Source organism: Rhodococcus opacus B4 (assembly GCF_000010805.1).
In the GTDB taxonomy this organism is placed as follows: Bacteria; Actinomycetota; Actinomycetes; order Mycobacteriales; family Mycobacteriaceae; genus Rhodococcus_F; species Rhodococcus_F opacus_C.
In genome coordinates this window covers 6,608,343-6,625,448 of record NC_012522.1, presented here as the reverse complement: position 1 = coordinate 6,625,448, position 17,106 = coordinate 6,608,343, and the positions used below count along the sequence as shown (strand labels likewise).

The window sequence follows — 17,106 nt, the reverse complement described above, 5'->3', positions numbered from 1 at the left end:
CCGGTTTCCGTCGGCAGGTCCGGCGCCGGTGACAACGGGAAGGACGCTCATGCGCACCTCGAGAATTCTGTCGGGCTTCACCCGCCGCTCCGTGGGCAGTATCGCTCTCGCGACGGTCGCCGTCGTCTCGCTCGCGGCGTGCGGCGGCGGCGGATCCGACCCCCTGTCCGGCGGCGGCGAGGGCTCCGGTGACGACCCGAATGCGATCATCGTGGGATCGGCGAACTTCCCCGAATCGGAGACGGTCGCGAACATCTACACCGAGGTGCTCCGCGCCAACGGGTTCGACGTGACGACGAAGTTCAACATCGGCTCCCGAGAGGCCTACATTCCCGCACTGAAGGACGGGTCGATCGACGTCATCCCCGATTACACGGGCAACCTCCTGCAGTATCTCGACCCGGATTCGACCGCCACCAGCGCCGCCGACGTGGACGCGGCGCTGCCTGCCGCGCTGGGCTCGGAATTGACGATCACCACCCCGGCCCCCGCGGAGGACAAGGACGCCGTCGTCGTCACGAAGGAGACCGCGGAGCGCTGGAACCTCACCTCCATCGCGGATCTGGCGGCACACTCGAACGAGGTGAAGTTCGGCGCACCGGCCGAATTCCAGGAACGTCCCGGTGGCCTGCCCGGGCTGAAGGCCAAGTACGGCCTCGACATCACGCCCGACAACTTCGTCCCGATCGCCGACGGCGGCGGTCCGGCCACGGTGGACGCTCTCGCGTCGGGACAGATCACGGCCGCCGACATCTTCACCACGTCGCCCGCGATTGCACAGAACGGTTTCGTGGTGCTCGCCGACCCACAGAACAACTTCGCGGCGCAGAACGTCGTCCCGGTGTTGCGCACCACCAAGTCCTCCGACAAGCTGACCCGCGCCCTCGACGCTCTGTCCGCGAAGCTGACCACCGAAGAGCTTGTCGCGCTCAACAATTCCGTCTCAGGGGATGCGAAGACCGAGCCGGCGGCGGCCGCGAAGCAGTGGGTGACGGACCAGGGGCTCGACAAGCCGGTCTCGTGAGGAGCCTGCCGTGATCACATTCTCGGGAATCACCAAGCAGTACCCGGACGGCACGACGGCGGTGGACGGCCTCGACCTGCAGATCGAAGCCGAATCGTTCACGGTCTTCGTGGGGCCGTCCGGCTGCGGTAAGACCACGTCGATGAGGATGATCAACCGGATGATCACCCCGACCGAGGGAACGATCACGGTCGACGGCCGCGACATCGCCAGGACCGACGCGGTGAAGCTCCGCCTCGGCATCGGCTACGTCATCCAGAGCGCGGGACTGTTGCCGCACCGCACGGTGGTCGACAACGTCGCGACCGTGCCGGTGCTGCGCGGCGACTCACGGCGCAACGCCCGCAAGGCCGCGCTGGCGGTGCTCGAACGTGTCGGGCTCGACCCGGCGCTGGCCGCCCGCTATCCCGGTCAGCTCTCCGGCGGGCAGCAACAGCGCGTGGGAGTCGCCCGCGCGCTGGCCGCCGATCCGCCGATCCTGCTGATGGACGAACCGTTCAGTGCCGTCGATCCCGTTGTCCGCGAGGATCTGCAGGCCGAGATGCAACGGCTGCAGGCCGAGATGCGCAAGACGATCGTCTTCGTCACCCACGACATCGACGAGGCCGTCAAACTCGGTGACCGGGTGGCGGTGTTCGGGCCGGGCGGCCGGTTGCAGCAGTACGACGCACCCGACACGGTGCTGTCCGCTCCGGCCACCGATTTCGTGGCCTCGTTCGTGGGTCGCGACCGCGGGTACCGGGGGCTGTCGTTCCGGACCGCAGACGAGGTTCCGCTGCACCCGATCCGGACCGCGACCGTGCAGGAGTTGCCCGGGCTGCGCCTCGAACAGGGCGAATGGGTGCTGGTGGTCACCGATTCGGGCCGGCCCCGCGGATGGATCGACGTCACCGGCGTCGAGGGGGCTCGGGCCGGTCGGCCCGTCTCCGAATGCACCGCGGCGGGCGGATCACTCTTCACCCCCGGCGCCGACCTGCGGCAGGCACTGGACGCGGCGATCTCCTCTCCGTCAGGCATCGGGGTGGCCGTCGACGCGGACGGCGCGGTCTCGGGCGGCATCCTCGGCTCCGAAGTGATCGCCAAGCTGGCCGAGCAGCGGGCGGCCGAAGATCGCGCGAGGGGTGAGCACTACTTCACTGCCCAGCCGGCGACACCGGACGGTTCGTGATCGCGTGCGCTGGCTCATCGACAACTTCTCGGTCGTCGTCGACCTGACGAAGACCCATCTCTATCTCGCGCTGGTTCCGCTGCTGATCGGGTTGCTCATCGCGGTCCCGGTGGGGACGGCGATCCGGGGTGCCTCCTGGCTGCGCAAGCTCACACTGATCGTGGCGGGCATCGCGTTCACGATCCCGTCGCTGGCACTGTTCGTGACGATCCCCTCCGTCGTCGGATTGCAGATCCTGGACCCGCTCAATGTGGTGATCGCGCTGACGATCTACTCCACCGCCCTGCTCGTCCGCGCGGTTCCCGAGGCTCTCGACTCCGTTCCCGCGGACGTCGTCGACTCCGCCACGGCGATGGGGTTCACGCGCCTTCGCCGGGCCCTGACCGTCGAATTGCCGCTCGCACTGCCCGTTCTCGTCGCGAACGTCCGAGTGGTGGCGGTGACCAACATCTCGCTGGTGTCGGTGGGGTCGCTGATCGGGATCGGGGGCCTCGGCACCCTGTTCACCCAGGGCTACCAGCGCGACTACCCCGACCAGATCCTGGCGGGGATCATCTCGATCGTCGTACTGGCCCTCGCGTTCGACCTTCTCCTGTTCCTCGTCGGACGGGCACTGACACCGTGGACCCGGCAACAGAAGGTCCGGCGCGCACCGCTGGTCGCAGGACAGTCGACGGCCCCGTCGCCGGAGGAGGATTCGTGAACATTTTCGGCGGCGCCTGGGAGTACATCGCCGACCCGGGTAACTGGTCGGGCAGCACCGGGATCGGCGCGCGCATCCTCGAACACCTCTGGTACAGCTTTCTGGCGGTCGCACTGTCTGCGGTGGTGGCGGTGCCGATCGGTCTGATCATCGGACATCTGCGCAAGGGTGACGTGGTCGTGGTCGGTCTCGTCAACGCGCTGCGATCGCTGCCGACGCTGGGCTTGCTGACATTCCTGGTGCTCCTGCTCGGGCTGGGTCTGATCCCCCCGATCCTGGCGCTGGTGATTCTCGGGATCCCGCCGGTCCTCGCGGGCACCTACGCGGGTGTCGCAAACGTCGACCGGACGGTCGTGGACGCCGCCCGCGCGATGGGGATGACCGAATGGCAGGTCCTCACGCGGGTCGAGACCCCGAATGCGCTGCCGCTCATGCTCGGCGGGCTGCGTAACGCCACCCTGCAGATCATCGCGACCGCAACGGTCGCCGCGTACGTCAACCTCGGTGGCCTGGGCCGCTACATCTTCGACGGACTGGCCCTGCGCCAATACGACCGGGTGCTCGTCGGCGCGCTGCTGGTGACGATTCTGGCTCTCGTCGTGGACGGGTTGCTCGCGCTGGCGGTGTGGGCGTCGGTTCCGGGGACGGGCCGGCTGCGGCGGAAGCCGAGCGTCGAGCAGATCACCGGCCGAGCCTGAGGGCGAACACTTTTCGAACACTCCGTGAACGGCGAACACCCCGTCCGCGGAACCTTGGTGCGGGCTCCGGTCCGGGGTGTTCGACGGATTCTCGCTAGCCGGTGACGCCTTCTGCACGAGCAGCGGCGGCGACTGCCTCCGCGACAGCGGGGGCGACGCGAGGATCGAGCGGGCTGGGAACGATCTTGTCTACAGCCAGCTCGTCACCGACGACCGAGAGGATTGCCTCGGCGGCGGCAAGTTTCATGCCTTCGGTGATCCGGCGGGCACCGGCGTCCAGGGCGCCCTTGAACACACCGGGGAAGGCGAGCACATTGTTGATCTGGTTCGGGAAATCGCTGCGTCCGGTGGCGACGATCGCCGCGTGCTTGCGGGCGACGTCCGGGTGGATCTCCGGGTCCGGGTTCGACAACGCGAACACCACCGAGTTCTCTGCCATCGTCGCGATGAGCTCCTCCGGGACGGTGCCGGCGGACACCCCGAGGAACACGTCCGCACCGTCCAATGCTTCGACGATGCCGCCGCGGCGGCCGGCGGGGTTGGTGCGGGCGGCCAGGTCGACCTTGACCGCGTTCAGGTCCTGGCGGTCGGCGGAGACGATGCCCTTCGAGTCCAGGACGGTCACGTCCGCGATGCCGGCGGCGAGCAGGATGTTCGCGCAGGCCACGCCGGCGGCGCCGGCACCGGAGATGACCACCCGCAGGGTGGACAGGTCGCGGTCCTGGACCTTGACCGCACCCTTCAATGCGGCGAGGACGACGATGGCGGTGCCGTGCTGGTCGTCGTGCATGACCGGGCAGTCCAACGCTTCGATGACGCGCTGTTCGATCTCGAAGCAGCGGGGGGCGGAGATGTCCTCCAAATTGACGGCGCCGAAGCTCGGGCGCAGCCGGATCAGGGTCTCGACGATCTCGTCGGGGTCCTTGGTGTCGAGGACCAGGGGGATCGAGTTCAGGCCCGCGAAGTTCTTGAACAGCGCGGACTTGCCCTCCATCACCGGAAGGGAGGCGCGGGGGCCGATGTCGCCGAGGCCGAGGACCGCGGAGCCGTCGGAGACGACGACCACGAGGCGGCTGGTCCAGGTGTAGCGGTCGGCGAGGGTCTCGTCGGCGTGGATCGCGCGGGAGACCTGCGCGACACCGGGCGTGTAAGCGATGGACAGGGCGCGCTGCGAATCGAGGGCGGCGGTGGTCTCTACCGAGAGCTTCCCCCCGATGTGGCCGGCGAAGATTTCCTCGTCGGTCAGCTCGACCTTCTGCGGTGTGGTGGGTTCGGACACGATGGACACGATGACACTCCTGATAAGTCCAGGCTCACTCGGGGCCGGGTTACTGAGAAGTAACCGTGCGGATCGGCGCTGATCCTCACAGCTACTCCACGAACGACAACTGGGGTGAAGCTTCCGGGGTGCGCGATCACGATGGCCGCAGAACGTCCGAAGCGTCATGGCACTGGGCGGGTGAGCCCCTGGCAACGCTGCCATAAAACCCCCGCCGAAGGGCGGTGGCGCCGACGTCGGAGTGATGCTAAGTCTGGCACGAAGTTCGATGCACAATCAAATTGCGACGACAGTCAGATGTCTCACGTTTTCGGGCCTCTACCTGTGAGAACAAGTTACTCGCGGGTCACTGTGAGAGCCGGTTTCACGTATCGGGCCGAGCGGTCCTCAACCCCACCACTGGGTGGCCAGCAGAAGCGCCGCCGCCGCGAGGACGGCCACGGACGCGAGCACTGCGGCGAGTCCCTCGCGTCGGTCCGCGATCCGCTGCGCCACGATCACGAACACGGACGCAACCACGTGGGCGGTGATCGAGATCGCCCCGGGGCCCGGGAAGCCCCGGCCGCCGCCGACGTAGGCGGAGCCGATCACGACGAGGCAGAGGATCACCACGCCGGCGGCGACGGCTCCGCTGAGGGCGCGCAGCGCGCGGACCGGGAGCGGGCTGCGTCGCGGTCCGGTGGGCGCCACCGTCCTCGGGACGACGGGAGCGTACGGGTCGTACCGCTCGGACTCGTGCGTGTTCATACCGAAACCACCTGCACCCCGGATGCTTTCGATACGAGTGTGTCGAACTCGTCGGCGTCCGTCGTGAACTCGCCGAGCCGGATGGCCTTGTTCGTCCCGTGATAGTCGGAGGAGCCGGTGACGACCAGGCCGAGCTCGTCGGCGAGGGCCTGCAGCACCCTCGCGTCTTCCGGCGAGTGGTCGGGGTGATGCACCTCGACCCCGTGCAGACCGGATCCCGCCAGGTCACGGACGTGATCGAGCGACAGCAGCCGTCCCCTCGTGCGGGCCCGGCCGTGAGCGAGGACGCTCACCCCGCCGGCCTCCGCCACCAGCTGCACGGCCTCGTCGAGCGGGGTGTCCGATTTGTCGACGAAGTACCGGCCGCGCGGGGCCAGGAGGTCCACGAAGGCTTCACCGACGCTGCCGACCACCCCTGCACGCATGAGCGCCCTCGCCAGATGCGGGCGCCCGGCCGCCGGTCCCGCCTCGGCGAGCACCTCGTCGGCGTCGATGGGGAGGCCGTCCTCCATCATCAGCTCCGCCATGGCGCGGATACGGACGATCCGCTCGTTCCGGAGGCGCTCCCGTTCCCGTGCGAACGCCGCGTGCGCGGGATCGAACAGGTAGGCGAGGAGGTGCACGGCGACCGGGCGTCCGTCCTCGCCTCGCCCTTCACAGGACATCTCCATGCCCCGCACCAATGCGAGCCCCTTCGGCAGCGCCGCAACCGCCTCCGCCCACCCCGCGGTCGTGTCGTGATCGGTGATCGCCACGATGTCGAGTCCCGCCGCCCCCGCGGCGCGCACCAGGTCGGCAGGGCTGTCGGTTCCGTCGGACGCCGTCGAATGGGTGTGGAGATCGATGAGCACCAGACCAGTCTGTCAGGTGTCGCCGCACGGGGTCCGAGCGTGCGGCCCGGAGGCCTGGCGTGTCGTGCGACGCCGCCCGGTCCGGACCCGGCGCTGACGTACGATTCACCGGCAGCGTTTCCGACTCGACGGTGAAGGGAGGGCCCCGTGCCGTCTGTGCCCTCGCTCCCCCGGCGCGGCAGCGACAAGGATCAGCGCGACGGCGAGAAGGACCCGGGTTCCAGGATCCGCATCCCGACCGCGCGGGCCATCGTGGACTGCGGCGTGTACGTCGACGGCACGAGGCTCCCCGGCAAGTACACGCACCAGGCGGCGATGGCCGAGGTCCGCAAGCGGGGTCAGGGGTTCGTGTGGGTCGGGCTGCTCGCCCCCGACGAGGGGCAGATGGAGAGCGTGTCCGAGACGTTCGGGCTGCACGAACTGATGGTCGAGGACGCCGTCCACGCCCACCAGCGGCCGAAGCTCGAGCGCTACGACGACGTGCTGTTCCTGGTGCTGCGGACGGTCAACTACGTGCCGCACGAGTCGGTGGCCACGGCCAGCGAGATCGTGGAGACCGGCGAGATCATGGTCTTCGTGGGCGCCGACTTCGTCATCACCGTGCGACACGGTGACCATTCCCCGCTGTCGAACGTCCGGCACGGGCTGGAGGCGAACCGGGAGCGACTCGCCCTCGGCCCGTACGCGGTGCTGCACGCGGTCGCGGACCACGTGGTGGACACCTATCTCGAGGTCACCCAGGCCATCGAGGAAGACGTCGACAGCATGGAGGAGGCGGTGTTCAGTCCGCGCAGCAGCGTCGCGGTCGAACACATCTATCTGCTCAAGCGTGAGATCGTCGAACTCCGCAAGTCGGTGAACCCGCTGTCCAATCCGTTGCTCCGGCTGACGCGGTCGCCGGGCAATCCGGTGCCGAAGGAGATCCGCCGCTACTTCCGCGACGTCCTCGACCACCACACCACCGTCGCCGAGCGGATCGCCGAATACGACGAGGTGCTCAGCTCACTCGTCGACGCCGCGCTCGCGAAGGTCGCCGTGCAGCAGAACACCGACATGCGCAAGATCTCGGCGTGGGTGGCCATCGCGGCCGTGCCGACGATGATCGCGGGCATCTACGGCATGAACTTCGACAACATGCCCGAACTCCACTGGCAGTACGGCTATCACGGCGTGGTCTTCGTGATCGCGTCGGTGGCGGTGGGCCTGTTCGTCACGTTCCGCCGGAACAACTGGCTCTAGAGAGTGGCGGCGCCGCGGTGCGGATCGCGGACGTCGATGCCCGCCTCCGCCCAGGCCTCGCGGAGCGCGCCGGCGCCGCGCAACCTGACCCACGCCGCCTCGGTGCCGGTGAGCGGCACGACCGCGAGGAACCGCACGGCCTCCGCGGGTTCGGGCAGCGGGAGGTCGGGGATGGTCGATTCACCGAGCAGCACGGCGGTGAACGGTGCGTCCTTCCACAGCGGCTCGCCCAGGTCGAGCAGCGCGTCCTCCACGAGAACCACACCTTCCACCGACGGCGCCGCCGCCAGCACCGCCAGGGTGCGCGCGACTCCCGACGCCACCCCGGCGCCGCCGCGCAGGGTGAGGATCAGTTCGGCACGGGGCCCGCGGAGGGGGTCGGCCACCAGTTCGCCGGGGTCGCCCATCGGGTGCCGGGAGCACCCCAGGGTCACGTAGCGGACCAGATCCTCGTCGTCGGGCACGAACCGCAGCACGTCCAGCGGCTCGACCCCCAGGAACGTCACCGAGGCCGCAGTCGGTTCCGGTCCCCCGATCTGCCCCAGCAGGTGCGCGCGAACGGAGGCCACAACGCTGTCAGTCACCCCGCCATCAAACCACCGAAGCCGCTCACCCGTCCTCCGGCCTCTCGAGCCGGTAGCGTCGGAGCATGGTCTCGGTACTCGCAGTGTCCGACGAGACGATCGAGTCGCTGTGGAGTTCGCAGGTGCGCGCCATGGACGTCGACCTGATCCTCGGTGCGGGCGACCTCCCGTTCGATTATCTGGAATACCTGATCGACGCCCTCGACGCGCCGTGCGTCTTCGTGCCGGGCAACCACGACGCCGACCTGTCCGGCTATTCCGCGGGACGGGTCGGGTGGATGCGGGCGGGACTGCCCTCGGCGTGGCCGGGTCCGTGCGGTGCGGTCAACGCAGACGGCCGGATCGTGCGGATCGCGGGCCTGCGCATCGCCGGCCTCGGCGGATCCATCCGCTACAACGACGGCCCCAATCAGTGGACCGAACGGCAGCAGCGGCGGCGGGCGCGCAACCTCGCGCTGACGAGCGCGTGGCACGCGCGCCGCTCCGGGGTGTCCGGCGTCGACGTGCTGCTCACGCACAGCCCGCCGCGGGGAGTCGGCGACCAGGAGGATCCGCCGCACCGAGGTTTCGAATGCTTCGAGAATCTGGCGGGCAGGTTGCAGGCCCGCGTCATGATCCACGGGCATGTGCACCCGTACGGCCGGGCGGCCGAGGATCGCACGCTCGGCGCGACGACGGTCATCAACACGGTGGGTTTCACCCTGATGGAGTTGTCGCCGGGCGCCGAACCGAGCATCGTCAGGCGCCGGCATGGCACGTGACACCGGGTTTCCCGCCGCCGACGCGGAGAACGACTTCACCCGTCAGCGTCGCCGCGCCGAGTTGTCGCGCCTGGTCAGCTGGCTGCGCCGGGAACCGGACGACGTCAACGAGATCCTGCCGTTCGACGAGGTGGTCGCGGCCGTCGGCCGGGTCGGGGAACGGTCGCTCGGACTGCAGGTGATCCCCGTCAATTCCATCGTCGGCAGCGTCGACCGCACGCGCGATTTCGACCGGTTCTTCCGGCCCACGTCCACCCGGGTGCGCGAGCGCTGGCAGCGGCTGGCCGCCGCGCAGCGCCGGGGCGAGTCGGTGCCACCGATCCAGGTGTACCGGATCGGGTCGATGCACTTCGTCAGCGACGGCCACCACCGCGTCTCCATCGCGTACGCGATGCACTGGAGCACGATCGACGCCTACGTCACCGAGATCCAGACCAAGATCTCCCCGGACGGGATCGCACAGCGCGGCGACCTGGTGATCAAGGACCACCGCCGCCTGTTCCTCACGCGGGTGCCGCTGAGCGGGCCGCAGCGGGCGGCCGTGGTCGTCACCGATCCGTGGGAGTACGCCGAGATCAGCCAGAGCGTCGAGGCCTGGGGATTCCGGCTCATGCAGGAGGTGGGCGAATTCCTCAGTCGTGAGACCGTCGCCCGGCGCTGGTTCGGTGAGGAGTACCTGCCGGTGGTCCGGATGCTGCGGGCGGCCGGGATGCTGCCCGATCACACCGACGCCGAGGCCTATCTGTGGGTGGCGCGGGAGCGGTACCGCCTTGTGCGCCAACACGTCTGGAACGACGAGATCATCGCCGAGCTCAGTCACCTCGCACCGCGAAGGCACAAACCGGCTAGCTCATGAACCGCACGGTGTGTTCGGGCAACTCGGGGTGCGCGAACCTCAGCAGTCGCCTGCCCTCAGCCTCGATCGCCGTGCGCTGCGTCTTCGCGATGGTCGCCAGCGGCTCCACGTCGAGTACCGCACGGGACTTCTCGACCACCGTCGTGGTGAACGCCGCGACCCTGCCGTTCACGAGCACGGCCGGTTTGACTATGCCGTTCTGCGTGAAGATATTCTTCCGCACGTCGTCGTCGAGGAGGCGCCCGCGGTCCGCGTGCGAGAGCAGCACGTTGTCGAACGGCGCGAGGATGCGGACGGGGGCCGGGGTGCCCGGGTCCGGCCGGGGTGCGTCGGGAAGGTCGAACAGTTCCGGCCCCGACTCCCCCGCGAACACCCGGAGGCCGGGCCGCAGCCGGTCCAGGACCTCACCGAGCCGGGTCAGCCCCGACCAGGCCTGGGCGTCGCGGGCGCTCGCGGGGCCGAACGCGGCGAGGTAGCGGAGCAGCATCGAGTCGATGGACGGCGCCTCGGACAGTGGACGGCCCACCCACGACTCCAGGGTCGCCAGCGCCGGCTGCCCCGACCTGCCCCACAGCCCACGCGGCGGCACCTGGACCATCGGGACCAGTCCCCGCACCCCGTGGGCGAGCGCGGCACCGTCGCGCCCGGGGAACCGCTGCTCGAGGAGCGGCCGCATCTGCGACTGGGTGCGGGGTTGGTCGCGCACCAGTTCGCGTCCCGCGGCCGCGAGGGCGCCCAAGTCGATTCCGTCGAGACTCGACCGGTACTGCGTGTTGGTGTGGAGGTCCCGGTCGAGCAGCGGTTGCGCCAGCGGACGGAACGAGAGGGCGTCCGAGGCGGACAACGCGAAGACCGTCCCGCGCATCGCGACGATCCGCACCACCGCGCGGTTCTCGATGAGCTCCGACAGCGATTCGGCGCGGAACCGTGTCAGCCGCGCCCACAGCGCGAAGTACGGCGGTGCCGGCGCCTGGGCCTGCAGTCCGCAGAGGCGCTCGATCATGTCGAACGCGGACAGGTCCGAACGGCTCAGCAGCGATTGCCTGGCCAGCGTCGCCCGGCCCAGCGCTCGATTCGACATGCGTTCAGACCCCACCCTGCAACCCTTCGTTAGTTAGCCCCAGTACCGTGTTGGTTTACGCCCGTTCACCGACCCCGCAGGAGGACCCCATGGCCGCCGGATCGACAACCGCCGCCAGGGCTCTTCTGCCCGTCATGTGCTTCGTCGTGATGAATGTCGCCGTTCTGCAGACACTGGTGGTGCCGATCGTCGGGACCATCGGCGCGCAACTCGACGTCGGCCCCACCGCTGTCGGCTGGCTCCTCACCGCGAACCTCCTCGCGGCGGCGACCGCGACACCGGTCCTCGGCCGCCTCGCCGACCTCCGTGGCAAACGGCCGGTCCTGCTCGGGGTGCTCGTGGTCGTGCTGCTGGGGTCGCTGATCGGTGCGGTGTCGACGTCCGTGGGGGTGCTGATCTTCGCCCGTGTGCTCCAGGGTGTGTCGTTCGCACTGTTCCCCATCGGCATCGCGGTGCTGCGGGACGAACTTCCGGCCGAGAAGCTGACCGGCGCGATGGGAATCTTCTCCGGCACCCTCGGGTTCGGCGGCTGTTTCGGCATCGTCCTCACCGGAGTGCTGGTCTCCGACGGCGCCGACTTCCACCGTGTCTTCTGGCTCTCCTCGGCCATCACCGCGGCCGGACTCGTCCTCGCCTGGATCGCCATCCCCCGCCGCCCACGCGCCGGAACGGGTTCCATCGACTGGGTCGGCGCTGTCGCTCTCGCCGCCGGCCTGGTCCTCGTTCTGCTCCCGCTCGCCGAGGGCGGCACCTGGGGCTGGACGTCTCCAATCACGATCGGCAGCGGAGTCGCCGGGATCCTGGTCCTGATCGGCTGGTTCCTCTACGAACGCAGGGTCACCGACCCACTCGTCGCGCCACGGCTGCTGACCGACCCACCCGTCCTGGTCACCCATCTGTCCGCCCTGGTGGTCGGAATGTCGATGTTCGTGATGTTCCTGGGCAGCTCGTATTTCGTCCAGACGCCGCGCGCGGTCGCCGGGTACGGCTTCGGGGCCACCGTCCTCGAGGCCAGCACCGTGTACCTGCTGCCGGGCGCGATCAGCGGCGTCCTCGCGTCGATCCTGAGCGGAAGAATCATCCATCGCTTCGGTTCCCGCGCCGTCCTGATCGCCGCGAGCGTCGTCGGGGTCGGCGGTTTCTTCGTGTTCATCCTCGCCCACGACCACACGTGGGAAGTCATCGCGGCGATCGTGCTGATCAACACGTACATCAGCCTCGCCTACGCGTCGCTGCCGTCGCTGCTCGTGGCCGAGGTCCGGCAGGACGAGACCGGCGTGGCGAACAGCATCAACTCCATCGCCCGGTCCGTGGGCAGTTCGTTCGCCAGTGCACTGCTCGCGACTCTGCTCGCCGGCATCACCATCGACGGAACGGACGTCCCGACCGAATCGGCGTACGTGATCGCGTTCGCCGTCGGCGCGGGCGCGGCCGCCCTCGCCGGGCTGCTGCCGTTCTTCGGGATCACCCGCACCACCCGCACCCCGTCCGACGACGAGGAGGACGAGGTCCACGCGACCGCCCTCGCCGCCGAGTGGGGCACGGTCGGCGGTCTCGGCGGAGCGAACACCCGGCGTTCGGGTGAGCGCACCACCGGCGGTCAGCGGGTGAGGTTCGCCCCCGAGTTCTGATCGAACAGGGCGATCTTCGCCCGGTCGAACCACAGCTCGACCGGACTGCCGTGCGTCGCGGACGATTCGGCCGACAGCCGGGCCACCAGCTGTCCGCCGCCGGCGACCGCGGTACCCGAGTCGGCGGCGAGTTCCTCGAGTTCCCGGGAGTTCACCTGCGGCCCCTCGGCCGTGAAATAGGCGTACTTGTCCGAGCCCATCGATTCGAGCACCTCGATGTTGGCCGTGAACGTGGCACCGGCCTCCCGCTGCGCCGCGTCGACGAGCGCCACGTCCTCGAAATGCTCGGGACGGATACCGACCACCACGTCCTTCGCCGTATTCGACGACCCGATCCGGTCGCGTGTCTCGGCGGGCAGCCTGAATTCGCCCAGCGGCGTCGACACCCCGTCTGCGGTCAGCTGTCCCGGGAAGAAGTTCATCGACGGTGACCCGATGAATCCCGCGACGAACAGGTTGTTCGGGTGGTCGTACAACTCCTGCGGCGCCCCGATCTGCTGGACCACTCCACCACGCAGCACCACCACCCGGTCGCCGAGCGTCATCGCCTCGGTCTGATCGTGCGTGACGTAGACCGTGGTGGTGCCGAGTCGCTGTTGCAGCCGGGCGATCTCGGTGCGCATCTGGACGCGGAGCTTGGCGTCGAGATTCGACAGCGGCTCGTCCATCAGGAACGCCTTGGGGCTGCGGACGATCGCCCGGCCCATCGCGACCCGCTGCCGCTGACCGCCGGACAGGTTGGCGGGTTTGCGGTCGAGGTGCTGGGTGAGGTCGAGGATCTTGGCCGCGTCGTCCACCTTGGCCGCGATGTCCGACTTCGACATCTTCGCCAGGGTGAGCGGGAACGCGATGTTCTGCCGCACCGTCATGTGCGGGTACAGCGCGTACGACTGGAACACCATCGCGATGTCGCGGTCCTTCGGCGCCTTCTCGTTGACCCGCTCCCCCGCGATCCGCAGCTCACCGGACGAGATGTCCTCCAGCCCGGCGATCATGTTGAGAGTGGTCGACTTTCCGCAACCGGACGGTCCGACGAGGATGATGAATTCGCCGTCGGCGATCGTGATGTCGACGTCGCTCACCGCCTTGGCGCCGTCCGGATACAACTTCGTCACCTTGTCGAGCACGATTTCGGCCACAAGATCATCCCTTCACTGCGCCGGAGGTCAGGCCGGCCACGATGCGTCGTTGGAAGAACAGCACGAAGATGATGATCGGGATCGTGATCACCATCGCGGCCGCGGCGATCGAGCCCGTCGGCTCCTCGAACTGGGAGGCGCCGGTGAAGTTCGCGATCGCGGCCGGCGCGGTGATGGAACGTTCCGTCGAGGTCAGCGAGATCGCGAACAGCAGATCGTTCCAGCAGAAGATGAAGACCAGGATCGCGGCGGTGACGATGCCCGGCGCCGCCAGCGGCGCCACCACCTTCCGGAACGCCTGCGCCGGGGTGGCGCCGTCCATCTTGGCCGCCTTCTCCAGCTCCCACGGGATCTCCTTGAAGAAGGCCGACAGCGTGTAGATGGCCAGCGGGAGCGCGAACGTGATGTACGGCAGGATCAGGCCCGCCCAGGTGTCGAACAATCCGAGCCTGCGCTCGATGTCGAACAGCGGGCTCACCAGGGAGATCTGGGGGAACATCGCGATCAACAGCGCCACCCCGACCAGCAGTTTCTTGCCCGGGAAGTCGAGGCGGGCAATGGCGTAGGCGGCCATGGTGCCGATGACGACGGCGATCACGGTGGAGATGAGACCGATGCCGATGGAGTTGATCAGCGCGCTGGTGAACGCGTTGGTCTGGAAGATGCCGCGGTAGTTGTCGAGGGTCCACTTCTGCGGAATGAACTTGCCGTCCTTGATCGTTCCCGCGGGTTTGAACGACAGGCTGGCGATCCAGAGCACCGGAACCAGCGCGTACAGCAGGACCAGCAGGTTGACCACGGACCAGCTGATCTTGCGGCGAGGGGTGTCGACGACGGCCATGTTATCGGTTTCCTTCCGTGTCGGACCCGGGAGCCGACGCGCCGAAGAGCTTGATGAACACGAATGCGAGGAGCGCGACGCACAGGAAGATGAGGACGCTGATCGCCGAGCCGATACCGAGGTTGAACGCCTTGAACAGGTTGTCGTAACCGAGGATCGACAGTGACCCGGTGTCGTTGGCACCCTTGGTGAGAACGTAGATGTTGTCGAAGATCCGGAACGCGTCGAGCGTGCGGAACAGCAGTGCCACGAGGATCGCGGGTTTCATCAGCGGCAGGATGATCCGCACCAGCCGCGTCCACGCCCCGGCGCCGTCGACCTGCGCGGCCTTGAGGAGGTCGTCGGGAACGAGGGCCAGCCCGGCGAGCAGCAGCAGCGCCATGAACGGCGTCGTCTTCCACACCTCGGCGAGCACGATGATCGCGAGCGACGGGATCTGCTGCGTCAGCGGGGCGCTGCCGTCGGGGAGCAGGTTCGCGAGATACCCGGTTCCCGGCGTCCACGCGTAGTACCAGCTGTACGCGGCGGCGACGGTGACGATGCCGTACGGAATCAGCACCACCGTCCGGACAAGACCCTTCCCCACCAGTGTCCGGTGCATCACGAGTGCCAGGATCAAGCCCAGGACGAACTCGATCACCACCGACACGACGGTGATGCTCACCGTCACCCAGAACGCCTGCCACCAGTACCCGTCCGTCAGCACCGACACGTAGTTGGCGAGGCCGACGAACTTGCGTTCGTCGGGAAAACGGAGGTCGTAGCGCTGCAGACTCAACCACACCGCGTACACGACGGGATAGGCCGTCACCGCGATCATCAGGATCGCGGCGGGGGCCACCAACCACAGCCCCAGCCGGCGTTCGGCCCGCTTCCCCTCCGAGAGCCGGCCCTTGGACGCGACTTCCGGCTCCTCGGCCCGGTCTGCCTGCACGGTTTCGGTCGTCACGGGATCAGCCCTTCCGAGTTGACCGCCTTGCGGACCTGTTCGGCGAGTTCGTCGACGGTCCGCGGCGGGTCGATGTCTCCGACCGGATTCAACGTGGCGGTGATCAGGGTCGAAATGCTCTGGTACGCCGGTGACACCGGGCGAACGGACGCGGTGTCGAGACTCTCCCGCACCTCACGCCACGCGGGGTACGCCTCCTGGAAGGCCGGATCGTCGTACAGGCTCGCCAACGTCGGCGGGACACCGCCGTTGACGGCGTTGTTGCGCTGGTTCTCCTCGTTCCGCAGGCACTGCACCGCCTCGAACGCCAGATCCGGATGCCGACTGGTCTTCGCGACCGCGATGTTGAAGCCGCCGATCGTCACCTCGGCCGGCCGGCCAGGGATCACCGACGGGTACGGGGCCGGGAGGAAGTTCTGCTGCCCGTCGACGGTGAGCACCGTGTTGCCCGTGTCCACCGACGTCGGGTTGCCCTTGTCGTCGATGAACGGGAGGTCGCCCTTCTCTGCGTTCTCGATCATGCCCGGCAGCACGAACGGCCAATTGACTTCGAACGCAGCCTTTCCGCTCTCCATCCCCAGCCGGGACGACGCCTCGTCGCCCTGGGAAACGGACGGGTCCGCGCCCTTCGCGGTGGCGACGCGCTTCATGACCTCGAGCGCCTGCAGGGCGGCGTCGCCGTCCGCGACCGTCACGGTGGTCCCGTCGTCGGCGACGACGGAACCGCCCGCGCTCGCGAGCAGGGTGTTGAACCACACCATCAGGCCCTCGTACTGCTTGCCCTGCACCCCGATCCAGCTGGGCCGGCCCTCCGCGGCGAGCCCCTCCGCGATGTCGATCATCTGATCCCACGTCTGCGGCGGCTGTCCGCCCGGCATGAGGTCCTTGCGGTACCAGAGCAACTGGGTGTTGGTGTTCAACGGTGCGGCGTACAGCTGGTCCTGCCACTTGGCCGATTCGAGGGGGCCTTCGAGCGTGCCCTCGGTGACCTCGGCCGCGATGCTGGGCGGGAGCGGCAGCGCCCAGCCCGCCTCGGCGAACTCGGCGGTCCACACCACGTCGAGCGTCATGATGTCGAGTGACGTGTCGTTGCCGGTGAGCCGGCGGGCCAGCTGGAGGCGCTGATCGTCCGCGCCCTTCGGTAGCGTGCGCTGCTCGATGGTGTACCGGCCGCCGGCCGCGGCCGTGCAGTTGGCCGCGGCCTCCGCGTACTGTTCGGCACCGTCGGCGGCGGTGTAGAAGCTGAGGACGATGCCGTTTTCGGACGACCCGCACGCGGCCAGCAGGGGAACGGTGAGGACGGCGGCCGCACCGATCAGTCCCCACTTCAGCGAGCGTCCGGGCTTGGTGCGACGCAGCACAGCCGCCTCCTCGAGCGGCCCTCACGGATCCAGTCGCGGTACGGCTGGGCACGCGGGCCCGCACATTGGTTCCTGCCGGAACACGCGCTCCACCGACAGGTCACGGTTTCGGCGAGGGCCGGGGCCCACGCATTGCGCCGTAAACCTATCCGACATCACCGTCGAACTGGGTGAAATCGCGGCGAACGTCTCGA

General features: G+C 68.6%; 17 protein-coding genes. 8 read left to right on the top strand and 9 right to left on the bottom strand.

Annotation, left to right across the window (positions count from 1 at the left end):
* Window positions 1–49 precede the first annotated feature (49 nt).
* The 4 genes from ROP_RS30105 to ROP_RS30090 are packed head-to-tail and all read left to right on the top strand — an operon-like array spanning window position 50 to window position 3,593.
* Window positions 50–1,024: an ABC transporter substrate-binding protein gene (locus ROP_RS30105; protein ID WP_043825584.1), complete on the top strand. Its 975-nt coding sequence runs from the start codon at window positions 50–52 to the stop codon at window positions 1,022–1,024.
* 10 nt (window positions 1,025–1,034) lie between these two features.
* Window positions 1,035–2,192 carry an ABC transporter ATP-binding protein gene (locus ROP_RS30100; RefSeq protein ID WP_015889796.1) on the top strand — a complete coding sequence of 386 codons (1,158 nt, stop codon included), beginning with the start codon at window positions 1,035–1,037 and terminating at the stop codon, window positions 2,190–2,192.
* Between the two features lie 4 nt (window positions 2,193–2,196).
* Window positions 2,197–2,895 carry an ABC transporter permease gene (locus ROP_RS30095; protein WP_015889795.1) on the top strand — a complete coding sequence of 233 codons (699 nt, stop codon included), beginning with the start codon at window positions 2,197–2,199 and terminating at the stop codon, window positions 2,893–2,895.
* Window positions 2,892–3,593 (top strand): ABC transporter permease, encoded by a 702-nt coding sequence (locus ROP_RS30090; RefSeq protein ID WP_015889794.1) that lies wholly within the window; start codon window positions 2,892–2,894, stop codon window positions 3,591–3,593. The genes ROP_RS30095 and ROP_RS30090 overlap by 4 nt, the downstream gene beginning before the upstream one ends.
* 94 nt (window positions 3,594–3,687) lie before the next feature.
* Here the strand turns inward: ROP_RS30090 and ROP_RS30085 are convergent, their stop codons facing one another.
* From ROP_RS30085 to ROP_RS30075, 3 genes are all read right to left on the bottom strand, one after another.
* The gene (locus ROP_RS30085) at window positions 3,688–4,881 is read right to left on the bottom strand and encodes an NAD(P)-dependent malic enzyme (protein WP_015889793.1); all 1,194 of its coding nucleotides are present in this window, start codon (window positions 4,879–4,881) and stop codon (window positions 3,688–3,690) included.
* A 378-nt stretch (window positions 4,882–5,259) separates the two neighbouring features.
* Window positions 5,260–5,619 (bottom strand): hypothetical protein, encoded by a 360-nt coding sequence (locus ROP_RS30080; RefSeq protein ID WP_015889792.1) that lies wholly within the window; start codon window positions 5,617–5,619, stop codon window positions 5,260–5,262.
* A complete protein-coding gene (locus ROP_RS30075) occupies window positions 5,616–6,470 on the bottom strand; it encodes a PHP domain-containing protein (RefSeq protein WP_015889791.1) in 855 nt (284 codons plus the stop codon). The genes ROP_RS30080 and ROP_RS30075 overlap by 4 nt, the downstream gene beginning before the upstream one ends.
* Window positions 6,471–6,617: 147 nt before the next feature.
* On the opposite strand from ROP_RS30075, the gene corA reads away from it, so the two are divergent.
* Window positions 6,618–7,709, top strand: a complete 1,092-nt coding sequence (gene corA / locus ROP_RS30070; protein WP_015889790.1) for a magnesium/cobalt transporter CorA — start codon at window positions 6,618–6,620, stop codon at window positions 7,707–7,709.
* Here the strand turns inward: corA and ROP_RS30065 are convergent.
* Complete coding sequence (locus ROP_RS30065) at window positions 7,706–8,293, bottom strand: suppressor of fused domain protein (RefSeq protein ID WP_015889789.1); 588 nt, start codon at window positions 8,291–8,293, stop codon at window positions 7,706–7,708. The genes corA and ROP_RS30065 overlap by 4 nt on opposite strands.
* 65 nt (window positions 8,294–8,358) lie before the next feature.
* Between ROP_RS30065 and ROP_RS30060 the strand changes: the two genes are divergently transcribed.
* Together ROP_RS30060 and ROP_RS30055 are read left to right on the top strand one after the other, a co-directional pair.
* The gene (locus ROP_RS30060; protein WP_015889788.1) at window positions 8,359–9,054 is read left to right on the top strand and encodes a metallophosphoesterase family protein; all 696 of its coding nucleotides are present in this window, start codon (window positions 8,359–8,361) and stop codon (window positions 9,052–9,054) included.
* Complete coding sequence (locus ROP_RS30055; RefSeq protein ID WP_015889787.1) at window positions 9,044–9,910, top strand: hypothetical protein; 867 nt, start codon at window positions 9,044–9,046, stop codon at window positions 9,908–9,910. The genes ROP_RS30060 and ROP_RS30055 overlap by 11 nt, the downstream gene beginning before the upstream one ends.
* Here ROP_RS30055 and ROP_RS30050 read toward each other — a convergent pair.
* Window positions 9,900–11,006 carry a winged helix DNA-binding domain-containing protein gene (locus tag ROP_RS30050; RefSeq protein WP_080512535.1) on the bottom strand — a complete coding sequence of 369 codons (1,107 nt, stop codon included), beginning with the start codon at window positions 11,004–11,006 and terminating at the stop codon, window positions 9,900–9,902. The two genes, ROP_RS30055 and ROP_RS30050, sit on opposite strands and share 11 nt — an antisense overlap.
* A gap of 74 nt (window positions 11,007–11,080) precedes the next feature.
* On the opposite strand from ROP_RS30050, the gene ROP_RS30045 reads away from it, so the two are divergent.
* Window positions 11,081–12,622: an MFS transporter gene (locus ROP_RS30045; RefSeq protein WP_043825579.1), complete on the top strand. Its 1,542-nt coding sequence runs from the start codon at window positions 11,081–11,083 to the stop codon at window positions 12,620–12,622.
* On the opposite strand, the gene ROP_RS30040 is transcribed toward ROP_RS30045, so the two are convergent.
* Genes ROP_RS30040 through ROP_RS30025 form a run of 4 tightly spaced genes read right to left on the bottom strand, consistent with a single transcriptional unit; the run spans window position 12,592 to window position 16,912 of the window.
* Complete coding sequence (locus ROP_RS30040; protein WP_015889784.1) at window positions 12,592–13,761, bottom strand: ABC transporter ATP-binding protein; 1,170 nt, start codon at window positions 13,759–13,761, stop codon at window positions 12,592–12,594. The genes ROP_RS30045 and ROP_RS30040 overlap by 31 nt on opposite strands.
* A 4-nt stretch (window positions 13,762–13,765) precedes the next feature.
* Complete coding sequence (locus tag ROP_RS30035) at window positions 13,766–14,602, bottom strand: carbohydrate ABC transporter permease (protein WP_005239292.1); 837 nt, start codon at window positions 14,600–14,602, stop codon at window positions 13,766–13,768.
* 1 nt (window position 14,603) lies between these two features.
* Complete coding sequence (locus ROP_RS30030) at window positions 14,604–15,551, bottom strand: carbohydrate ABC transporter permease (protein ID WP_015889783.1); 948 nt, start codon at window positions 15,549–15,551, stop codon at window positions 14,604–14,606.
* Window positions 15,548–16,912, bottom strand: coding sequence for an ABC transporter substrate-binding protein (locus ROP_RS30025; RefSeq protein WP_015889782.1), 1,365 nt, complete (start codon window positions 16,910–16,912; stop codon window positions 15,548–15,550). Before ROP_RS30025 ends, ROP_RS30030 begins: the two co-directional genes overlap by 4 nt.
* Between the last annotated feature and the right edge of the window lie 194 nt (window positions 16,913–17,106).

What these genes read in the sequence shown, in the direction of transcription:
- ROP_RS30105 (WP_043825584.1), top strand. Translation starts at nt 50, where the DNA reads ATGCGCACCTCGAGAATTCTGTCGGGCTTCACCCGCCGCTCCGTGGGC.
- ROP_RS30080 (WP_015889792.1), bottom strand. Translation starts at nt 5,619, where the DNA reads ATGAACACGCACGAGTCCGAGCGGTACGACCCGTACGCTCCCGTCGTC.
- ROP_RS30060 (WP_015889788.1), top strand. Translation starts at nt 8,359, where the DNA reads ATGGTCTCGGTACTCGCAGTGTCCGACGAGACGATCGAGTCGCTGTGG.
- ROP_RS30055 (WP_015889787.1), top strand. Translation starts at nt 9,044, where the DNA reads ATGGCACGTGACACCGGGTTTCCCGCCGCCGACGCGGAGAACGACTTC.
- ROP_RS30045 (WP_043825579.1), top strand. Translation starts at nt 11,081, where the DNA reads ATGGCCGCCGGATCGACAACCGCCGCCAGGGCTCTTCTGCCCGTCATG.
- ROP_RS30035 (WP_005239292.1), bottom strand. Translation starts at nt 14,602, where the DNA reads ATGGCCGTCGTCGACACCCCTCGCCGCAAGATCAGCTGGTCCGTGGTC.